A 20,953-nucleotide genomic window follows, 5' to 3' on the forward strand; every position below is an offset into this window, starting at 1 on the left:
CCCCTCTGAGTCACCAGCGCTTTAACGCCGAGGCAGCCAGATGGTTCCGAAACAGCTCCAGATTTTCAGACGGCCTTGACCCTTGGATAGAACCGTTCGCCGACGCGCTCGGCAACGGCATAGGCCTGCGAGACGATCTCGGGCACCAGATCGATATCTGGCAGGCTGCCGAGGCCGAGCGGGCCGACGGCAAAGAGTCCGGCGACCGTCGAACCGTCCTCGAGGAAGGGCTCGCCGCGCGCATTGACGGCTAGCCCGAGCGAGAGTTCGTCCGGCATGGCAAGGCCGGCGGAAAGCAGGCTTTGCATCAGCGGCGCTGAAAGATCCGGCGCCTGACAGCGGCAATCGATGATGCGCTCGGCATGAATGATCTCCTCGGCGGCGGACCCGGCCGGCGTGAAGAACAGGCCGCACGGTGCTGCGCCGCGGCCGGCCCGGCCGCGGCGCAGCACCGTGCGGCCTTCGGCGAGCTCACGTTTCAGACGCAGGTGCATGGCTTCCGGCAGGCGGTTGCGATGGCTGTCGTAGATTGCCCTGAGGTGCCGGTTGAACTGATGTTTGTCGCGGGCCGGCAGCGAGCGCCAGAGCGAGCGGGCATGTTTCCTCAGGCCGTTCATTACCGATTGCCAGCTTCGCCCCGCCTCCTCCGCCTCGCGACAGGCTTCACGGATGAAGCGCACGATCTCCGGCAGGCTCTGCGGCAGCGTTTCGGCCGGGAACACCGGATCGGCGGAATTCGGCGTATGGCTCTGGGGCAGGAAGCCGCGCCTTGAAATGATCGTCACCTGGCCGGTATAACCGGAATCGCGCAGCTGCAGCAGCTGGTCGACGACGCGGATGCCGCTGCCGAGCAACACCGCATGCGGCCGCGCGACGAGGCGCTGGGCTCTGACCGGCGAAGCATCCTCACCGCCGGCATTCGGCGCAGCCAAGCCGTAGCCGGTGGCGAGGATCACGGTATCGAACAACGGATTGGCGGGATTGGCGCTTTCGAGCAGGAAGCGGTTGCCGTGGCTCCTGCGGATCGCCACGACCGGATCGTTGCAGACCTGGACGGTAATGTCCCTGCGCGCGGCCAGTGCTTCCGAAAAGCGCTGGTAGACATAATCGCTGAAGATTTCCTTCGGCACGAAGATCTGCCGGAATCCGGGGATGGCGGCCGGCACGGCGGCGCGGAAGGCGGCGTTGCTGCAAAGCCAGTCGTTGAAATCGTCATTGTCGCCGACCGAGACCGAGAGGTCCCGCACGCGGGTGTTGAGGATCGTCGAGGAGCGGACTGAGGCCAGCGCCTGCCCACCGCTGACCGACGAATTCGGATCGAACAGCTGCAGGTGGAAGGGCGCGCGCACCGTCTTCATCAGCGCGATGGCCGTCATCATGCCGGAAAAGCCCCGCCCGACGATCGCAATGCGTGGTACGGCTGATATCTGCGCCGTCGCATTGGCCCTCGCGGAAAAAAGTCCCTGAACCGTCATCGCAACTCCTTTGCGGCTTCATCCGCACCGTGGGTCGATCGAGGTTTCAACGCATAAAACAGCGGTTCACGCGTTGATGAGGTTCATGCGGCCATTCACAACATCTGCCGCGGCATCGGGGTCCGAACCAGCGGTCCCGCAAGAGAACTAGGGGAGCAATCACGCTCGTCCATAGTCTATCAAACTAGTAGTGTATGAAAGCGCCAAATGGCGCAGGTGGCAAGAGGTTTGTTGCCGTTTTTTTACGCTATTGAAATACAAAGTAATTTATAGGCAATCTGCGAAAATATGACCGACCTTTGCACCCCAGGCTGCCGGGATTGGCCGTTGGGAAGATTGCTCCCGCCGGGGATGCGAGGAGACCTCACGTAAAAATAACCAACTGGTGAATTCTTTACTTGAACCCTCAAATGGAATCGGCAAAAGTGAAGGCGCTATCAATCCCCTTCATGGATTTGCCGTCTTTTCGGGCCAGCGTCCGACCACACATCTATTGGAAAAATACCGTGAGCAGCGATGCGTTAATACGCGCGACGAAGCCTTCGGCTTCGATGGCGCTTGCAACTGCGGCAGGCTGGGGCCGAGGCCTCTTCACATTGGTGCGTATCACCATGATGGCCTTCCGCCACCCCTGGCAATCCGGCTTTGCGATCGGCGCCACACTTGTTGCCTCCACCTTCCAGCTGATGATCCCGCGCCTTCTCGGCCGGGCCGTCGACCACACGCAGATGGCGATGAGCGGCGGTGCGGCGGGCCAGGTGGCACAGGACGCGCTTCTGACCACGGCGCTACTGCTGCTTGGCGCCAGCGTGCTGCGCGGCCTCTTCACCATGGTCCAGAACTATTACAGCGAAGCCGTCGGCCATCACATCGGCTACGAGCTGCGGCTGGCCTGCTACGAGAAAATCCAGCGTCTCTCTTTCAGCTTTCACGACACCGTGCATTCCGGCGACCTGATCACCGTCGGGCTGCTCGATCTCGAAGGCGTGCGCATGTATTTTTCCACGGCGCTCGTCCGGATGATCCTGCTGTCGATCCTGATCGGCATCGGCGCCTATATGCTGCTGTCGACCGATGTCGTGCTCGGCCTTCTGGCGCTAAGCTTCGTGCCCTTCGTCGGCTGGCGCTCCTCGGTGACGCAGCTCAGGCTACGTGCCACCTGGCTCGACCTGCAGGAGCGGCTTTCGGTGCTGACCCGCATCATGGAGGAGAATCTTGGCGGCATCCGCGTCGTGCGCGCTTTCGCCGCCCACGAACACGAGATTTCGAAATTCGAGGCCGCGTCGAAGAGCGCATTGGCGCTTGCACACCAGCGCGTCGGCATCCGCGTCACCAATACTAGCGCCATGACCTTCTCCTTCTTCGCGGCGATGGGCCTGGTGCTCTGGATCGGCGGCGGCAAGGTGATGTCGGGCGAGATCACCGTCGGCACGCTGGCTTCGTTCCTGACCTTCATGACCATCCTGCAGATGCCGGTGCGCCAGCTCGGCCTGATGGTCAACGCCTTTGCCCGCGCCTCCACTTGCGGCTCGCGGCTCTTTGCCCTTCTCGACCTCGACATCGCGATCAAGGATGCGCCGGACGCGAAGGAGCTCAACCTCACCGACGGCGTGTTGCGCTTCGAGAATGTCAGCTTCGCCTATCCGGGTTCCGAAAAGCGCACCGTGCTCCAGGATATCTCCTTTGAAGCCCGCCGCGGCCAGACGATCGGCATTGTCGGGCCTCCGGGCAGCGGCAAGTCGACGATCGCCCATCTCATTCCCCGCTTCTACGACGTCAGCGGCGGCAAGGTCACGATCGACGGACAGGACATCCGCAAGGCGACGCTGCAATCGCTGCGCCGGACGGTGGCCGTCGTCCAGCAGGATTCCTTCCTGTTCACGACGACGATCGAGAACAACATCGCCTATGGCGACCCGTGGGCGAAGGAAGGCCGCATCGAGCGCGCCAGCGAAAGCGCCCAGCTGCACAACTACGTGCTCGGCCTGCCCACAGGTTACGGCACCGTCGTCGGCGAGCGCGGCGTTTCGCTTTCCGGCGGCCAGCGGCAGCGACTTTCGATCGCCCGCGCGCTGATGCTGAGACCTGCGGTGATGGTGTTCGACGATTCGACGGCGGCGATCGATGCGGCCACCGAACAGCGCATCCGCAGCGCCATGCGCCGCTACGCCGCAGACCGCGTAACCATCATCGTTGCCCACCGCCTGAGCTCGCTGATGCATGCCGACCAGATCCTGTTCGTCGAAGACGGCCGGATCGTCGAACGCGGCACGCATGCGGCGCTGCTTTCGCTCGGCGGGCGTTACAAGGCGCTCTACGACCTTCAGGTGCGACCGGGCGACGAGGCTTTAAGCGCCTAGCGCATACTCCCTCTTCTCCCCAGCGGGGAGAAGAGCGGACAAAATACTGACTATGCAGGCAACCTGAAGTGTTTGGCCGCGGGAGGAATGACATGGCCGAGGAACTGGAAACCGAGCGTCCCGACGTTCGCGAGGACGGACGCCGCCCGCCACGGGCAGTCGTCGGTTCACATCGCGTCGAAGAGGAGATGTTCGGCAAGGCCTTCGACGGCAACATCGTCAAGCGCATCTGGGTCTTCGTCAGCCCCTATCGCCGGCAGGTCCTCTGGTCGGTCGTCGCCGTTTTGACCTTCACGATGATGCAGCTGATCATCCCGCTAATCATCCGCTATGCCATCGACCACGGCATGTCGCCGGGCGGCAACGCTTCGGCGCTGATCTGGTCGATCGTCGCCTTCACGATCGCCATCCTCATCAACTATGCGGCGAGCTACGCGCAGGAGACCCTGGTCGGCGGCGTGGCGGAAGACGTGCTCTTCGATATCCGCAAGGCGATGTTTTCGCATCTGCAGCGCGTCTCGCTCTCCTTCATGGACAAGACCGAAGTGGGACGGTTGATGTCGCGCCTGCAGGGCGACGTCAACTCGATGCAGGAATTCCTCGAGACCTCGGTGCTCTCCGTCGGCGACATCATGCTGCTCTTCGGCATCGTCTTCGTGATGCTCTATCTCGACTTCAAGCTGGGGCTGCTGACGCTCTCGGTGCTGCCGGTGCTCTTCATCGTCCGGCTGTTCTGGTTGCCGCTGGCGCGCAAGTCCTTCATGGCCGCGCACGAGACCAATTCGGTCGCAAACGGCGCGCTTGCCGAGGCGATCCACGGCGTGCGCGCCGTCCAGAGCATGGACAGGCAGGGCGTCAACTTCACGCTCTACGACGACAAGGCGCATGCCAACCTCGAGACGCATCTAACGGCGGCGCGTTATGCGCAGGTGATGGTGCCGATCGTCGACAGCCTGACGGGCGTAGCGATGGCGCTCGTCATCGTCGTCGGTGGCGCACGCGTTCTCAATCAGGCGCTCGATGTCGGCGTGCTTGTCGCCTTCCTGTTTTATATCCAGCGTTTCTTCGACCCGATCCGTTCGCTGACCCTGCAATACTCGGTGATGCAGCGCGCCATGGCGTCTGGCCAACGGCTGACCGAAGTGCTCGACGTGCCGGTCGACATCAAGGACGCGCCTGGCGCCAAAGCCTTGTCGCGCGACATGGACGGCTCGGTGGAATTCAAAGACGTCGTCTTCGGCTACAATCCGAAAAATCCGGTGCTGAAGCACGTCAGCTTCAAGGTCAATCCCAGCGAGACGGTGGCGCTGGTCGGGCCGACGGGGTCCGGCAAATCTAGCTGCATGTCGCTGATCCACCGCTTCTACGACGTTCAGCAGGGCCAAGTGCTGGTCGGTGGCCATGATGTGCGTGATCTGACGCAGGATTCGCTCGGAGCTCAGATCGCCATGGTGCTACAGGAACCCTTCCTCTTCACCGGCACGGTCTTTGAGAACATTCGCTACCACATGCGCGAGGCCACGCGCGAACAGGTGATCGAGGCGGCGAAGGCCGTTGGCGCGCACGAGTTCATCATGCGCCTGCCGGAGGGCTACGACAGCGTTCTCGGCGAGCGCGGCGGCAATCTCTCGCTTGGCCAGCGCCAGCTTTTAAGCTTTGCCCGCGCGCTGGTGGCGGATGCGAAGATCCTCGTGCTCGACGAAGCGACCGCCAATATCGACAGCTATACCGAGATGCTGATCCAGAAGGCACTGGTGAAGCTGCTCGAAAACCGCACCGGCCTCGTCATCGCCCATCGCCTCGCGACGATCCGCGAGGCGGATCGCATCATCGTGCTGCAGAACGGCGAAATCATCGAAAGCGGGAACCATCAACAGCTGATGAAGAATGGCAAGCTCTATTCGAAGCTCTATAACCTCAACTATGCGTCCTTCGACGATATTCCCGAAGACGTGCTGGAGGAGACGACGGCGACGCAGTCGGCGACTTGATGGTGTGTATGACTTGAATTAACACTTTTGCAAAGTTTGAACGAACAAACGCGTTGCTGCCGCATTTCCCTTTTATCCGGGGCGAATGCCACTGAGGAGAATGTCATGAAGAGAATCATTAGCAGCCTGTTGATCGCGACGGCCCTTGTTGGATCGGCTATCCAGCCTGCTGCCGCGCGTGACCACCATCACCACAACAACACTGGCCGAGTCATCGCCGGCGGCGTTGCCGCAGGTGTGGTGGGCGGCCTGATCGGCGGCGCACTCGCCAATAGCGGCCCGCGCTACTACGTCGATGGCCCTCGCTATGTCGAGCCGGCGCCGAGGTGCTGGTATGAGGACCGCGACGTCCGCAATCGCTATGACGGCGGTTATCATACCGAAACCGTGCGGGTCTGCGAGTAGCGGGCTCGAACCGGGACCATTTGTGGTCGCCGCTTATTTTTGCCCCTCAACCGAGGCTGCATCCGGCAGCCTCGGTTTTTCTTTATGACGACCATTGTTCTGCCTCGGACCAATGCGGTTGGTTCACAGCCATTCTCCGCAGCAAAAATTTCTGGCTGCCTCGGCCGCCTGTCATCCGGCTGTTAGGGGCGACCTGAAGCCGATGAATGATGGTCCATTAAACGGCGGCAAGACGCCAAAGAAACAATGCATGCGCTTCGTCAGCGCCGAGCAGGTGGCGCAATTGGCGGGAGTTTCGCGCTCCGCCGTGTCGCGCACCTTCACGCCGGGTCCGAGCGTGGCGCCTGCAACGCGCGAAAGGATGCTGCAGGCGGCGCAAGAACTCGGCTACCACGTCAACGACTTGGCGCGCGGCGTGCTTGCCAATCAGAGCCGCCTGGTCGGCATCGTCGCGACCCGGCTCATCAAACGCGGCAGCATCTCGATGCTTATCAATACCGGCCAGACGGAAGACGAGCTGCTCGCCGCCCAAAAAATGCTGATCGGCCACCGTGCCGAGGCGACCATCATCCTGTCCGGCTCGCCGCCGGCGAGTTTCTTCGAACTCGCGCAGCGAAATGGCCAGCCGCTCGTCCAGGTTACGAACGCGTCATTCCGGAGTTCGTCATCCGCCAGAGCTTCAGAGCCTAATGCCTCCCCCGGCTTTTCGCAGGCGCCATCCTGTGGCAAGAAAGGATAAACGCGATCCGGTGGGGAGGAAAATCGTCGAACATGAAGGGAATCCGCCAGCTCGCCGAGCATCTCGACATTTCGATCGGAACGGTGTCCCGTGCGCTGAACGGCAAGCCCGACGTCAACGACGAAACGCGCCGGCGCGTGCTCGCCGCCGCCGAGGAGCTCGGCTACGTCGCCAACCAGTCGGGCCGCAGCCTTCGCCAGGGCATGACCAACGTCATCGGGCTGATGCTCGAGGTGAGCCGCGAGACGGTTGAAAACAGCGACGATTTCTTCCTTGGCGTCACTGACGGGCTGCAGAGCGTCTTTTCCCGCCACAAGCTCGATCTCGTCATGCTGCCCTGCCCCGACGACGAGGACCCGCACGAATATCTGAAGCGCATGGTGGCGCGCCGGCTTGTCGACGCGCTGATCATCTCTGCGACACGACGCACCGACAGGCGCATCGAACTCCTGGAAAAGGCCCGCATCCCCTTTGTGGCGCTCGGCCGCAGCGCGTCGGGCGGCAGCTACACCTGGGTGGATCTCGATTTCGAGGGCGTGGCGACGCGCGGAGTCGATCGGCTGGTTGCCAAAGGTCACCGGCGGATCGCCGTCGCTGTCCCCTCCTCCGACATCAATCTCGGCTACCTCTTCTTTGACGCCTACCGCCAGGCACTGCAACGGCACGGCATCCCCTACGACCCGGCCCTCGTCATCCGTGTCAAGTCGAGCGAACAGGGCGGTTATCAGGCCGGCCATGAATTGCTGATGATCGCGCAGCGGCCAACTGCAATCATCCTGATCCATGAACTAATGGCGATCGGACTTTACCGCCGGCTTGCCGAGGCCGGCGTCGTGCCCGGCCGTGACCTCGCCGTCGTCGGTTTCCGCGAGGAGCCGCGGACGCTTTTCCTGCAGCCGGCGCTGACCTCCTTCCGCATGTCGCTGCGCGATCTCGGCGCGCAGCTTGGCGAAACCCTGCTCGCCACAATGCCGGCCTATGCCGATCATTATCCGCAAGGTGCCCGCAACAGGATCTGGCCGCTGGAACTCGTTCCGGGCGAAAGCGACGCTTTCACGCTGACGGCCTGAAGCCGTCGCATAGATATGTTTGGCGGCTTGCATCAGACCCGGCTTGGAGCCGCCTGATGCTCCCTCTGTGACAGCTGACGCGTGACGACGAAGACCAGCAGGGCGCCGACTGCAAGACAGGCCGAGAGAAAGAACATCGGCGCGATCGTGCTGCCGCTCTCATCCTTGATCCAGGGCACCACGTTCTGGGCGACGAAGCCGCCGAGATTTCCGACCGAATTGATGGCGGCAAGACCCGCCGCAGCCCCCGCGCCCTTGAGGAAACGGGAGGGCAAGCTCCAGAACACCGGTTGGGGTGCGAAGATCCCTGCAGCGGCGACGCAGAGGAAGGCGAATTGCAAAGTGTGGTTCGGGATCAGCGCCGAGAGCAGCAGGCAGGCGGCGCCGATGAAAGCGGGAATGACGATATAGGGCGTCTTCGATTGCGCCTTGTCGGCCATGGCGGGAACGGCATAGAGCGCGATCGCGACCAGCACCCAGGGAATGATGTTGAGGAACCCGTTCACCGTGTTGCTGACGCCGAAAGCCTTGACGATCGTCGGCAGCCAATAGCTGAGGCCATAGGCCGAAAGCGGAAAGGCGACATAGCAGAGTGCCATCAGCAGGACGCGCGGGTCGATGAGCGCCTTGAATCCGTTTCCGGCATTCTCGCCCATGCCGGCATTTTCCGAGGCGAGCCTTCGTTCGAGCCAGTTCTTCTCCTCGCTGCTCAGGAAGCTTGCACTTTCAGGCCGGCCGGGAAGATAAAAGAAGGTGACGATGCCGGCGATCACAGCCGGAACACCCGTCGCCAGGAAGACCCACTCCCAGCCGGCAAAGCCGTATAGACCATCGAGATCGAGCAGCACGCCGCCGAGCGGTGCACCGACGGCATTGGCGATGGCGCTGAAGATCATGAACAGCCCGACCATCCTGCCGCGATAGGCCGAGGGAAACCAGAGCGTCAGCAGATAGAGGACACCGGGAAAGAAGCCGGCTTCGCAGACACCGAGCAGAAAGCGCAGGATATAGAACATCGTCGCGTTCTGCGTGAAGGCGAGCGCGATGGTGACGATGCCCCAGGAGACCAGGATGCGCGCGAACCAGACACGGGCGCCGAGCCTGTCGAGGAAGAGGTTGCTCGGCACCTCGAAGAGAAAATAGCCGATGAAGAACAGCGAAGCGCCGAGACCATAGGCATACTCGCTCATTGCGAGGGCATCGACCATCTGCAGCTTGGCAAAACTGACGTTCTGCCGGTCGATATAGGCGATGAGATAAAGAATGCCGAGAAACGGCATCAGCTTCCAGGTGATTTTCGAGATCAGCCGCTTCTCGTCGACCATGCGTATCCTCCGGTATGACCATGCTTCGTCATGGCGTAGATAGCGCGGCCTGCCGATAATCAATTGTGCGTTGCATTTTCTCCGGGGCCGCGACCCGATCATCAGGTCGCACCCGGACACCGGGTGCGGCCTGTCTTGAGATCATTCGGCAGCGGCGACGGCGGCGCGGCGGCCGATCGTTACCTGCGTCAGCACGAAGGCTGAGAAGGCGCAGAGCGCTATGCCGGCGGCCATCGGAACGGCTGTGCCGTCGAAAAAGACGCTCGATATGACCATGGCGACGGCGGCGATCACGAAATGCAGCGTGCCCATAAGCGACGAGGCAGTGCCGGCGATCTCGCCGTGATCCTCAAGCGCAAGCACTGCGCTCGTCGGGATGACGAGGCCGAGGAAGCCGTAGCCGATGAACAGAAAGGTCGCCAGGACAGGCAGCTGGTTGAAGCCGGAGGCCATCACCACCGCCATCACGACCATCGCCAGCGCGTAAGCGCTGACCGCAATCCGCATGACGCGCACGAGGCCGAAACGCTCGCCGAGCCAGCCCGTGGCCTGCGATACCGCAAAGAAGGACACGGCGTTGATCGAGAAGGCGAAACTGTATTGTGTCGGCGTCAGCCCGTAATGCTGGATCAGCACGAAGGGCGAGTTGGCGAGATAGACGAGGAAGCTCGAAATGCCGAGGCCGCCGATGAAAGTCAACGTCAGGAAATTGCGGTCGGTTAGCAGCAGACGGTAAGCCGCCATGGCGCTCTTCAGACCGCTGCCATTGCGTTCGTTCGCCGAACGGGTTTCGTCAAGCTGGGTGGCGAGCAGGACGAGGCCGATGAAGGCGGCGATCGTCACGGCCCAGAATACGCCGCGCCAGCCGTAGAACTCGATGACGGCGCTGCCTGTCAGCGGCGCCAGGATCGGCGAGATCGAGAAGACCAGCATCAACAGCGACATCAGTCGGGCGGCCTGCACGCCAGTGTGCATGTCGCGGACGATGGCGCGCGGAATGACCATGCCGGCAGCACCGCCGATACCCTGAACGAAACGGAAGGCGATCAGCGTTTCGATGTCGGTTGCCAGCGCACAGCCGATCGAGGCGATGGCAAAGAGGCCGATGCCGAGATAGAGCGGCAGCTTGCGGCCCCACATATCCGACAGCGGACCATAGACGAGCTGGGCGAGCGCAAAGGAGATGAAGAAGGCGAGAAGGGTAAGCTGGGTGACGTTGTTATCGGCATGCAGGTCCTGGCCGATCGACGGCAGAGCTGGCAGATACATGTCGATGGCGAAAGGCCCGATGGCCGACAGAAGGCCGAGAATGAGGGCAATGCGAAAGAAGGGAGCCGTCATAATGGTGATCTTTCATAATGGCGCAGCGGAGGTACCGGATTGTCACTCCGCCGCATTGCTCTGAGAGTGCCGCGCGTCCTCTCGGAGGCACAAGGGATGCTCTAACACTGTAAATCTGCGCATCGTACTTTCCGAAAATCGGTTCCGATTTTCGGGCCGATGCGCCCGTTCAATGATAATCGTTCGCGCGAAGACGAAGTTGGGAGCTCATATCTCAGCGGTGGAACCAGGAGTGTCAACAAATTTGGACACGGATGTCAAATTAGACGCCATTGTCTAAACCGTCAAGACGTCTTATCTTCGATCTCATGAAAGATCGCATGACACCGGCAGTCCGGATGACAGGGCATACGCAGCGTGGACAATGCGCCAAGCGCATGTCGATCCTTGATGCCGCGGCCGACGTATTCTGCCGCCAGGGTTTTGCCGGCGCCAGCATCGACGAGATCGCCGCCGTCGCCTGCGTCTCCCGCCAGACGATCTACAATCACTACCGCGAGAAGGAAACGCTGTTCGTCGCGGTCGTCGAGGACGTCATGAACCGCGCCAATGCCATGCTCTTTTCCGTGTTGTCGACCTTTCCTGATCGTCCCGACAATCTGGAAGACGAGCTGACGGCCTTCGCCGTGCGCCTCAACAAGAACTGCATCTGCAACCACGACGGAAAATTTCTGCGCAAGTTGGTGCAGACCGAAGGCGAGCGATATCCGCACCTCTTCGAGGGCTGGCGCCAGCAGGGGCCCGGCAAACTGACCACCGCACTTTCCGCACTTTTCGCGCGGCTTGCCCAGAAGCAAGCGCTCGTCATCGATGATTTCGACGTTGCCGCCCGGCAATTCGTGGCGCTCGGCAATGCCGACCTGCAGATGATGATCCTTCTCGGCGCCACGCCCACCGATGAAGAGCTGGAAAAGGCGGCGCGCAACGCCGTGCGTACCTTTCTCAAGGCCTATGGCCGGGCAGAGGCTGAAAAGACCGGCCATCCGCCGCAGCTCGCAGCCATATCAGGCTAACCAGGACTTTCAGATAAAGCCGGCCGATCAGGCAAAGATCGTCATCTGCGCGGGCACGACCGCGAACATGCCGACACGGCGCGCGGCAAGATATTTCACCAGCTGCTCGACAACCGAAGGCATCACCGGCTTCTGGACCACGCCGACGGCGCCCTTGACGCCGTCAGCCACCACTTCGGGATTGCCGGTCATGAAGACGACGGCAATGCCATGCTCCTGCGCCAGACGTCGGCCGATCTCAGGCCCGGTCGGGCCATCGGCGAGATTGACGTCGACGAAGGCGATATCGGCAAGCGGCGCCAGCCGCAGGGCCTGCTCGCGACCATTCGCAAGGCCCGCGACTTGCATGCCCATGCCTTCCACCGTCGCCTCAAGATCGAGCGCGATCAGGAATTCATCTTCGACGATCAATACTCTCTGTTTCATGAGATCATCTCGCTGCCAGCGCCGCACGACATTGGTGGCCATGATACTTCCTCTTGGTTACGCCTATACTTCTAACGAGGGATCCGCTCCGGCAGTCTATCCCACACGAGACTCACGGTGGTAACGGGCAACTCAACGATATGTTCCGCGGTGGAACGCCGTTTTTTGCATTTAAGATATTGTTAACGTTGATAAATTCTTAAGTGCACAGAGGTGGCGCGAAAAGGCGGCACCATTGCCGCCTCGATAATGCCAGCACCGATAGGGTTAATCAGCCTTTGACCTTCATCACCAGGACCGGTTTGCCGCGGTAGTCGGCGGGAAACAGCGATTTCAGGTTCTCGATTTTCGGCAGGTCGTTGTAAACGATATAGGGATAGGCCGGATTGAGCGTCAGGAAATCCTGATGATAGGCTTCGGCCGGATAGAAACCTGCGGCTTCAGAGACCTTGGTGACGATCGGCTGCGAGAAGACATGCGCCTTGTCGAGCTGGCTGATATAGCTCTCGGCAACCTTACGCTGCTCTGGATCGGCAACGAACAACGCCGAACGGTACTGCGTTCCCCGGTCCGGGCCCTGAAAATTCAGCTGCGTCGGGTTGTGCGCCACCGAGAAGAAAATCTGCAGCAACTTGCCGTAGCTTACCTGTTTCGGATCGAACTTCACCTGAACGGATTCGGCGTGGCCCGTCGAGCCGGTGCTGACGGTTTCGTACTGCGCCGTTTTGGCGTCGCCGCCGGCATAACCGGAGACGGCGCTCTCAACGCCCTTCACGTGCTGGAAGACGCCTTGGACGCCCCAGAAACAGCCGCCGGCGAAAATGGCCGTCTCGGTGCCTGGCCCGGCGGCCTCGTCAACGGCCGGCGGCGGGATGACGACGGCATCTTCGGCCGCGCCTGCAGCACACGTACTGAGCGAGAAAATGGTGGCTGCAAGGAGCGCGGCAAGGCTCCTGCGGTGGGAAGACGGGGACATGGCGCTACCTCCTGCGATCACCCAAATCCTTGCTCATCCTTGCAAAAGCCGCAAATCACAAGGCGGTCACTCACGCCGATGTGACAGCCAGACGAAAGCGCCTGTGTGAAGATGAAACAGCGCTCAACCTGAGTTGACAATCTCGCGAGGAGTGAGGAGAGTGCCGCCGGTCAGAGCCAGCATTTCCGGGGGGAACCTATGTCCGTGCGCTCGTTCTTCGCATTCGCGACAATCGCATTTTCCATGATCGCCGTCAGCTTTCCCGCCGCCGCTGCGGACACCAAGCGCGACATCCAGACGATCAAGGACGCCGATTTCTTCGGCTTCGATCTTCGCACCGAACAGAACGTCTCGCTCGATCAGTGCAAAACCTCCTGCATCGGCGACAAGAGCTGCAAGGCCTTCACCTACAATCCCAAGGTGAAATGGTGCTTCCTGAAATCCGATTTCAAGACGATGAACGCCTTTCCTGGCGCCATCGCCGGCAAGATCGTCGAAACGGCCGGCCAGCAGGAGCCGGATATCGGCGCCGCGCCGCGCCTGACCTTCCTGACCAACGACCTCATCCAGCAGGCTCGCGACTTCAAGGACAATCTAGAGCTTGCCGACGACCAGCAGGGCCAGGGCGTCGACAGCCTGACGGCCAATGCCCGCCTCGACCTTACCGGCAACAACCTGGCCGACGCGCTGAAGTCCTTCCATGGCGCGCTGTCGATCACACCTGACGACGCTGATCTCTGGCTCGAAGCCGCCCGCGCCGCCGCTTCGCTGGGTACCGCCGAGAGCAATACGAGCGGCCAGGCCGTGCTCGACGCGCTGAACGGCTACGAGCTGACACGCACCAAATCCAAGCGCGCCGAGGCGCTCGCCGTGCTCGCCGACGCCCTGGACCGAAACGCCAATTACCGTCCGGCGCTCGACGCCTACAAGGCGAGCCTGGCGCTGATTGCCTCCGAAGATGTGCAGGCGGCCTACCTGCAGCTGAAATCGACGCAGGGCTTCCGCATCACCGAACACACGGTCGATGCCGACAGCGCCACGCCGCGTGCCTGCGTCACCTTCTCAGAAGCGCTCGTCAAGACCACCGACTACACGCCCTTCGTGACGCTGAACGGCGAAGCGCCGAAGGCGCTGGAAACCAAGGACAAGCAGATCTGCGTCGAGGGGCTGACGCATGGCCAGACCTACAAGATCGCTTTCCGCACCGGCCTGCCGTCGTCGGTCGACGAGCCGCTCGACGCCCCCGTCAGCATCGACGTCTATATCAAGGATCGCAGCCAGATGGTGCGTTTCACCGGCGACAGCTTCGTGCTGCCGTCGACGGCGCGCCGCGGTATCCCGATCGTCTCGGTCAACATGACGTCGGCAAACCTCAAACTCTACCGCATCGGCGATCGCGCCATCGCGCCGCTGCTGACCAATTCGCAGTTCCTGTCCCAGCTCGACGGCTACAGCGCTCAGAACATTGAGGACCAGAGCGGCGAACTCGTCTGGCAGGGCTCGATCGACATCGCCAATGAACTCAACAAGGACATCGTCACCAGCTTTCCGGTCGACGAGGCGCTGCCCGCGCGCAAGCCCGGCATTTACGTGATGACCGCAACGGCGGCAAACGGCCCCGCGCAGGAGTGGGATTCGCAGGCGACGCAATGGTTCCTGGTCTCCGATATCGGTGTCACCACCTATGCCGGTACCGATGGCCTCAACGTCTTCACCCGCTCGCTCGCTTCGGCAAAGCCGATATCAGGCGTCGAACTGCAGCTGCTGGCCAAGAACAATGAAGTGCTAGGCACCGCCACCACCGACAAAAACGGCCGAGCCACCTTCACCGCCGGCCTGATCCGCGGCACGGCGGCGCTGACGCCCGCCGTCATTACCGCCAAGAACGGCGCGTCGGACTACGTCTTCGTCGACATGACGCGCGCCGGTTTCGATCTATCCGACCGCGGCGTGACGGGCCGGGCCGCACCCGGCGCGATCGACGTGCTGACGTTTACCGAACGCGGCATCTACCGCGCCGGCGAGACGGTGCATGCTCAGGCACTTGCCCGCGACACCGATGGCAATGCCATCGAGAACCTGCCGCTCACCTTCATCTTCAGCCGTCCCGATGGTGTCGAAGACCGGCGGATCGTCAGCCAGACCAGTAATCTCGGCGGCTACTCCATCGATTTCCCGACCCAGGAAAACGCCGTGCGCGGTACCTGGACGATGAACATCTATACCGATCCGAAGGGCAGCGCGATCGCCACCAAGAGTTTCCTCGTCGACGATTTCGTCCCCGATCGCACCGACATGGAGATCAAGACCGAGGCCAAGGAAGTCGGTCCGGACACGCCGGCGACGATCACCGTTTCGGGCAAATATCTCTACGGCGCCCCGGCCGCCGGCCTGACGCTCGAAGGCGACGTCGTCGTCAAGCCGACGCGCGAGAGTGCGGCCTATAAGGGCTTCTTCTTCGGCCTCGCCGACGAAGAGGCGAGCGAGGATTCGCGCCTGCCGATCGACGGCCTGCCGGAACTCGACGAGAACGGCGAAGCCTCGACGGACCTCACCATCGGCGAACTGCCGGCAACGACACAGTTGCTGAACGCCACCGTCTATATGCGCATGCAGGAGGCAGGCGGCCGCGCCATTGAGCGCTCTTTGACCATTCCGGTGAAGAACGAGCGCGCTTCGATCGGCATCAAGCCGGAATTTTCCGACGATCTGCCGGAGAACGCGATCGCCAACTTCACGGTGATCAGCGTCAAGGCCGATGGACAGAAGCAGGAGACGAAGAGCCTGCGCTGGAAATTCTACAGCCTCAACCGCGAATATCAGTGGTATCGCGAGGGAACGGCCTGGAAATACGAGCCGGTCTACACCGCCGAGCAGGTCTCCAACGGCAGCGTCGACGCGACGATGGACGGCGGCAAGATCTCGGTGCCGGTGACCTGGGGCCGCTATCGTCTCGAAGTGGAAAGCCCGGATGCCGACGGCCCGACTTCCAGCGTCGAATTCGACGCCGGCTGGTTCGTAACCTCGACCTCGACCGAAACGCCCGACGGGCTTGAGATCGCCCTCGACAAGGATAGCTACAAGATCGGCGAAACCGCCAAGCTGAAAGTCACCTCGCGCTACGGCGGCGAGCTGATGGTGACGGCCGGAACCGAAAAGCTGGTGGCGGTGCAGAATGCCACGATCGGCGAGACCGGCGGCGAGGTCGACATCCCCGTCACGGCTGATTGGGGTGCCGGCGCATATGTCACAGCCACGCTTTTCCGCCCCGGCGACGCGCAGGACAGCCACATGCCGATGCGCTCGATCGGCATCAAATGGCTGAAAGTCGATCCCGAACAGCGCGCGCTGCAGGTGACGCTCGACACCCCCGAAAAGATGTTGCCGCGCGGACCGCTGAACATTGGTCTGCAGGTGGCGGGCGCCGGCGCCAACGAGGATGCCTATGTCACGGTTGCCGCCGTCGATGTCGGCATTCTCAACCTGACGCGCTACGAACCGCCGAATCCTGAGGACTGGTATTTCGGCCAGCGCCAGTTGGGACTCGAGATCCGCGACCTCTATGGCCGCCTGATCGACGGGTCGCTGGGTGCGACCGGCAAGCTCCGGACCGGCGGTGATGGCGGCGCCATTGCGCTGCAGGCAAGCCCGCCGACGCAAAAGCTCGTCGCCTTCTTCTCCGGGCCGGTGAGGCTCGACGCCGAAGGCAAGGCCAATGTCTCCTTCGATATTCCGCAATTCAACGGCACGGCGCGCGTCATGGCGGTCGCCTGGTCGAAATCAGGCGTCGGCCACGGCGTCAAGGATGTCATCATCCGCGATCCTGTCGTGGTGACCGCAAGTCTGCCGAAGTTCCTTTCCCCCGGCGACAAGGCCAATCTGCGCCTCGACATCGCAAACACCGATGCGCCGGCCGGCGATTACAAACTGCAATTGACCGGCAATGACGCGGTCGGCATCGAGCAAGCGTCCGCCTCGCAGACGATCCGTCTCGAGGCCGGCGCGAAATCCGAGCTGACGCTTTCGCTCATTGGAAAACAGCCGGGCGCCGGCAGCGTCTCGATCAACCTCTCCGACGCTTCCGGCCTCTCGCTCGACCAGAATGTCGACGTGCCGGTGCGCCCGGCCTCCTTGCCGATTACCGAACGCAGGGTGCTGGCATTGAAGCCGGGGGCAAAGCTCACCGTCGACAAGAACCTGCTCGCCGACAGCGTGCTGCCCGGCGCCTCGATCAGCGTCAACGTCACCCGTTCTGCCGCCTTCGATATCCCAGCCCTGCTGATGACGCTCGACCGCTATCCCTTCGGCTGCGCCGAGCAGACCACCAGCCGGGCGCTGCCGCTGCTCTATCTCGCCGATGTGGCGAAGCAGGCCGGCATGGAAAACGACGACGACGTGAAGAAGCGCGTCCAGGATGCGATCTACCGCGTGCTCTCCTATCAGGCCTCGGCCGGCAGCTTCGGTCTCTGGGGACCGGATTCGGGCGATGTCTGGCTCGATTCCTACGTCACCGATTTCCTGACGCGGGCTCGCGAAATGAAATACGACGTGCCGGAAAGGGCTTTCGTGCAGGCGCTCGAAAACCTGCAGAACACGCTGTCCTACACAACCGACATCAAGGGCCAGGGTGACCAGATCGCCTATGCCATCTACGTGCTTGCCCGCAATAAGAAGGCTGCGATCAGCGATCTGCGCTACTATGCCGATACGATGATCAACGACTTCCCGACGCCGCTCGCCAAGGCGCATATCGCCGCCGCGCTGGCGCTCTACGGCGATGCGCAGCGTTCGAAGAATATTTTCCTCGACGCGCTGCAGATGTCGGAGCAGTCGATGGTGTCGCGCGTGAACCTCTCGCGCACCGATTACGGCACGATCCTGCGCGACGGCGCGGCGATCCTGGCGCTCGCCGCCGAAAGCCGGCCGGTGCCGCCGGTCATCCCGGAGCTTGCCAAGGCCGTCACCAAGGAATGGGGCCGCAGCAAATATAAGAGCACCCAGGAAGAGGCCTGGATGCTGCTCGCCGCCCGGGCCATCCAGGGCGGTGACGACGGCCTCAAGGTCGATGTCAACGGCGCGCCGCACACCGGTGCCTACATGGCGAAGATATCAGGCGATGCGCTGAGCGACCATCCGCTGACGCTGACCAACCAGACAGGTGACGCGGTTTCGGCCGTCGTCACCACGGTTGCCGCGCCCACCGTGCCGTTGCCGGCCGGCGGCGACGGCTTTATCATCGAGCGGACCTATTACACACTCGACGGCGAAGAGGCGAATGTCAGCGAGGCGAAGCAGAACGAGCGCTACGTCGTCGTCATCCATGTGCGCGAAACCAACGCTTGGCCTTCGCGCATCGTCATCACCGATCTTCTGCCGGCCGGCTTCGAGATCGACAATCCGAACCTCGTCGACAGCGCCCAGATGACGAATTTCGACTGGATCGGCGAGATCTCCGCTGCCCATACCGAATTCCGCTACGATCGCTTCGTCGCCGCCTTCAACCGCGCAGAAGGCGACGAGCGCGAATTCAACGTCGCCTATGTCGTGCGCGCCGTCACCCCCGGCACTTATGACCATCCGGCCGCAAGCGTCGAGGATATGTACCGCCCGGAACTTTCGGCCCGCACGGCAACCGGCAAGATGGAGGTCGTGACGGCGCAAAAATGAGGCGGTGGCACAAGTTTGCGATCGGGTCCGCAGCCGGCATCGTTCTTGCCGGCGCGGCTCTCTTTGCGCTCGATGCCGCCGACAAGGCCTTTCCGCCGCCGCTCGACAGGGCAAATGCCGTCTCCGCCGAAGTGCTGGATGCCGACGGGCAATTGCTGCGTGCGTTTGCAACGTCGGAAGGCCGCTGGCGGCTGAAGACGGCGGTCTCCGACGTCGATCCGCAATTCCTGCGCATGCTGATCGCCTATGAGGATCAGCGTTTCTACGAACATGGCGGCATCGACCTCTGGGCGCTCGGGCGCGCTGCCGTGCAACTGGTCAGCAACGGCCGCATCGTCTCCGGCGCCTCGACGCTTTCGATGCAGGTGGCGCGGCTGATCGAGCCGCGCGAAGGACGCTCGCTTTCGGCAAAACTGCTGCAACTGGCGCGCGCGGTGCAGATCGAACGGCGGCTGTCGAAGGAAGAGATCCTCGACCTCTATCTGACGCACGCGCCCTATGGCGGCAATCTGGAAGGCGTGCGCGCCGCAAGCCTTGCCTATTTCAGCAAGGAACCGCGGCGCCTGACGGTCGCCGAGGCAGCGCTGCTCGTCGCCCTGCCGCAATTGCCGGAACGGCGCCGGCCGGATCGCAACCTCAAGGCAGCCGAGGCCGCACGCAAGCGTGTGCTCGACGGGGTGGCGGTCGCTAGAGCTGTTGGTGACGGCGAAGCGGAACGGGCCGAAGGCGTCGCGGTCCCGCCCCAGCGCATGCAATTGCCGGCACTTGCCGCCCATGTCGCCGAAGCAGCACTGCGCAAGGAGCCTGATGTCCTCAAGCATCAGACGACACTGAAGAAGCAGGTGCAGCAGGGGCTGGAGGCGGTTGCGCGGGCAGCGGCATTCAAGCTCGGGCCGAAGCTTTCGCTCGCCATGGTAATGGCGGATGCCCAGACCGGCGCGATCGTCGGTGAGGTCGGCTCGGCCGATTATTTCGATGCCAGCCGCTCCGGGTGGATTGACATGACGCGCGTCAACCGCTCGCCGGGCTCGACGCTGAAGCCCTTCATCTATGGGCTGGCCTTCGAGCAGGGCCTGGTATCGCAGGAGACGATCATCGAAGACCGGCCTGCCGATTTCTTCGGCTACCGGCCGCGCAATTTCGACATGAGCTACCAGGGCGACGTCACCGTGCGTGAGGCGCTGCAGCTTTCGCTAAATGTGCCTGCCGTCAAGCTGCTCGATGCCGTCGGGCCGTCACGACTGATGGCACGCTTCCGCCGCGCCGAGGTTCACCCGGTCCTGCCGCCGAATGAGACGCCGGGGCTTGCGATCGGACTTGGCGGCGTCGGCATCACCCTGAAGGATCTGGTGCAGCTCTATACGGCGCTCGCCAATCGCGGCCAGCCGGCAAGGCTCGGCGACGGCGTCACCGGCGCACCGGGCAAGCTCGACGGCGAACCGCTGCTGGAACCGGTCGCGGTCTGGAACGTCGCCGATATTCTCTCCGGCGTCATTCCTCCCGCCGGCGCGCCACAGCGCGGCATCGCCTACAAGACCGGCACGAGCTACGGCTATCGCGATGCCTGGTCGGTCGGCTATGACGGGCGCTATGTGCTCGGCGTCTGGGTCGGACGGCCTGATAACAGCGCCGTGCCGGGATTGACCGGCTATGGCACCGCCGCACCCATCCTCTTTGAAGGGTTCGCCAAGTCAGGCATCGCGACGACGCCGCTGCCCCGCCCGCCTGCAGGTGCCGTACGCATCGCCCAGTCCGAGCTGCCGATCAGCCAGCGGCGTTTTGCCCTCAATGCCAGCGGCCTGCTCACCTCCGGCCACGAGGCCGCGCCTGAGATTATCTATCCGCCCGAGGGCGCGCATGTCGATCTTGGCGCTGGGCAAGGCAACCTGTCACCGCTGATGCTGAAGCTTCAGGGCGGCCGCGCCCCCTTCCGCTGGCTTGCCAACGGCAAGCCGTTGCCCGATCTCTCCCGCCGGCGCATCCAGCAATGGCTGCCCGACGGCGGTGGCTACTCGAAACTGACTGTCATCGACTCGGCGGGCCGCGCCGCAAGCGTCGGCGTTTTCATCGACTGAAGCATCGTTCTTTGCGCGTCTGAAAGGACACGCGGCGCAGCAAGGGAACAAAAGCCACGCTGCAACCGTTGGGGACAATCTCCTTCCAAC

12 protein-coding genes and 1 pseudogene are annotated in these 20,953 nt (G+C 62.6%); 8 read left to right on the plus strand and 5 right to left on the minus strand.

All coding sequences use genetic code 11. The features are described from left to right. Positions 1 to 65: 65 nt before the first annotated feature. Positions 66 to 1,475 carry an FAD/NAD(P)-binding protein gene (locus tag ACIPSK_RS01205; RefSeq protein ID WP_170256466.1) on the minus strand — a complete coding sequence of 470 codons (1,410 nt, stop codon included), beginning with the start codon at positions 1,473 to 1,475 and terminating at the stop codon, positions 66 to 68. A gap of 551 nt (positions 1,476 to 2,026) precedes the next feature. Between ACIPSK_RS01205 and ACIPSK_RS01210 the strand changes: the two genes are divergently transcribed. From ACIPSK_RS01210 to ACIPSK_RS01230, 5 genes and pseudogenes are all read left to right on the plus strand, one after another. Continuing rightward, on the plus strand, positions 2,027 to 3,835 hold the full coding sequence (locus ACIPSK_RS01210) for an ABC transporter ATP-binding protein (protein ID WP_020486261.1): 1,809 nt from the start codon (positions 2,027 to 2,029) through the stop codon (positions 3,833 to 3,835). 92 nt (positions 3,836 to 3,927) lie between these two features. Continuing rightward, positions 3,928 to 5,826 (plus strand): ABC transporter ATP-binding protein, encoded by a 1,899-nt coding sequence (locus tag ACIPSK_RS01215; RefSeq protein ID WP_162115178.1) that lies wholly within the window; start codon positions 3,928 to 3,930, stop codon positions 5,824 to 5,826. 105 nt (positions 5,827 to 5,931) lie between these two features. After that, positions 5,932 to 6,231, plus strand: coding sequence for a hypothetical protein (locus ACIPSK_RS01220; RefSeq protein WP_162115177.1), 300 nt, complete (start codon positions 5,932 to 5,934; stop codon positions 6,229 to 6,231). Positions 6,232 to 6,433: 202 nt separating this feature from the next. Continuing rightward, positions 6,434 to 6,928: pseudogene (locus tag ACIPSK_RS01225) on the plus strand (LacI family DNA-binding transcriptional regulator); the annotation flags it as partial. Positions 6,929 to 7,002: 74 nt separating this feature from the next. Next, complete coding sequence (locus ACIPSK_RS01230; protein ID WP_162115176.1) at positions 7,003 to 8,040, plus strand: LacI family DNA-binding transcriptional regulator; 1,038 nt, start codon at positions 7,003 to 7,005, stop codon at positions 8,038 to 8,040. A 32-nt stretch (positions 8,041 to 8,072) separates the two neighbouring features. On the opposite strand, the gene ACIPSK_RS01235 is transcribed toward ACIPSK_RS01230, so the two are convergent. Together ACIPSK_RS01235 and ACIPSK_RS01240 are read right to left on the minus strand one after the other, a co-directional pair. Beyond that, a complete protein-coding gene (locus ACIPSK_RS01235; protein WP_162115175.1) occupies positions 8,073 to 9,365 on the minus strand; it encodes an MFS transporter in 1,293 nt (430 codons plus the stop codon). A gap of 141 nt (positions 9,366 to 9,506) precedes the next feature. Then, entirely contained in the window at positions 9,507 to 10,706 is a 1,200-nt protein-coding gene (locus ACIPSK_RS01240; RefSeq protein ID WP_017968182.1) for a multidrug effflux MFS transporter, read from the minus strand. Between the two features lie 272 nt (positions 10,707 to 10,978). Here ACIPSK_RS01240 and ACIPSK_RS01245 point away from each other — a divergent pair, with 272 nt between their 5' ends. Next, positions 10,979 to 11,719 carry a TetR/AcrR family transcriptional regulator gene (locus tag ACIPSK_RS01245; protein WP_162115174.1) on the plus strand — a complete coding sequence of 247 codons (741 nt, stop codon included), beginning with the start codon at positions 10,979 to 10,981 and terminating at the stop codon, positions 11,717 to 11,719. A gap of 27 nt (positions 11,720 to 11,746) precedes the next feature. On the opposite strand, the gene ACIPSK_RS01250 is transcribed toward ACIPSK_RS01245, so the two are convergent. Together ACIPSK_RS01250 and msrA are read right to left on the minus strand one after the other, a co-directional pair. After that, complete coding sequence (locus ACIPSK_RS01250) at positions 11,747 to 12,187, minus strand: response regulator (protein ID WP_162115173.1); 441 nt, start codon at positions 12,185 to 12,187, stop codon at positions 11,747 to 11,749. A gap of 229 nt (positions 12,188 to 12,416) precedes the next feature. Next, the gene (gene msrA, locus ACIPSK_RS01255; RefSeq protein WP_162115172.1) at positions 12,417 to 13,121 is read right to left on the minus strand and encodes a peptide-methionine (S)-S-oxide reductase MsrA; all 705 of its coding nucleotides are present in this window, start codon (positions 13,119 to 13,121) and stop codon (positions 12,417 to 12,419) included. Between the two features lie 198 nt (positions 13,122 to 13,319). On the opposite strand from msrA, the gene ACIPSK_RS01260 reads away from it, so the two are divergent. Together ACIPSK_RS01260 and pbpC are read left to right on the plus strand one after the other, a co-directional pair. Further along, positions 13,320 to 18,788 (plus strand): alpha-2-macroglobulin family protein, encoded by a 5,469-nt coding sequence (locus ACIPSK_RS01260; RefSeq protein WP_170256462.1) that lies wholly within the window; start codon positions 13,320 to 13,322, stop codon positions 18,786 to 18,788. Further along, on the plus strand, positions 18,785 to 20,863 hold the full coding sequence (gene pbpC / locus ACIPSK_RS01265; protein WP_162115170.1) for a penicillin-binding protein 1C: 2,079 nt from the start codon (positions 18,785 to 18,787) through the stop codon (positions 20,861 to 20,863). The genes ACIPSK_RS01260 and pbpC overlap by 4 nt, the downstream gene beginning before the upstream one ends. Positions 20,864 to 20,953: the final 90 nt, after the last annotated feature.

Source organism: Rhizobium sp. LARHSG275, from assembly GCF_052871115.1.

Bases quoted from the DNA above. Each gene is read 5' to 3' on its own strand.
- ACIPSK_RS01210 (WP_020486261.1), top strand. From the start codon at position 2,027: ATGGCGCTTGCAACTGCGGCAGGCTGGGGCCGAGGCCTCTTCACATTG.
- ACIPSK_RS01205 (WP_170256466.1), bottom strand. From the start codon at position 1,475: ATGACGGTTCAGGGACTTTTTTCCGCGAGGGCCAATGCGACGGCGCAG.
- pbpC (WP_162115170.1), top strand. From the start codon at position 18,785: ATGAGGCGGTGGCACAAGTTTGCGATCGGGTCCGCAGCCGGCATCGTT.
- ACIPSK_RS01215 (WP_162115178.1), top strand. From the start codon at position 3,928: ATGGCCGAGGAACTGGAAACCGAGCGTCCCGACGTTCGCGAGGACGGA.
- ACIPSK_RS01235 (WP_162115175.1), bottom strand. From the start codon at position 9,365: ATGGTCGACGAGAAGCGGCTGATCTCGAAAATCACCTGGAAGCTGATG.
- ACIPSK_RS01260 (WP_170256462.1), top strand. From the start codon at position 13,320: ATGTCCGTGCGCTCGTTCTTCGCATTCGCGACAATCGCATTTTCCATG.
- ACIPSK_RS01240 (WP_017968182.1), bottom strand. From the start codon at position 10,706: ATGACGGCTCCCTTCTTTCGCATTGCCCTCATTCTCGGCCTTCTGTCG.
- ACIPSK_RS01230 (WP_162115176.1), top strand. From the start codon at position 7,003: ATGAAGGGAATCCGCCAGCTCGCCGAGCATCTCGACATTTCGATCGGA.
- msrA (WP_162115172.1), bottom strand. From the start codon at position 13,121: ATGTCCCCGTCTTCCCACCGCAGGAGCCTTGCCGCGCTCCTTGCAGCC.
- ACIPSK_RS01250 (WP_162115173.1), bottom strand. From the start codon at position 12,187: ATGGCCACCAATGTCGTGCGGCGCTGGCAGCGAGATGATCTCATGAAA.
- ACIPSK_RS01220 (WP_162115177.1), top strand. From the start codon at position 5,932: ATGAAGAGAATCATTAGCAGCCTGTTGATCGCGACGGCCCTTGTTGGA.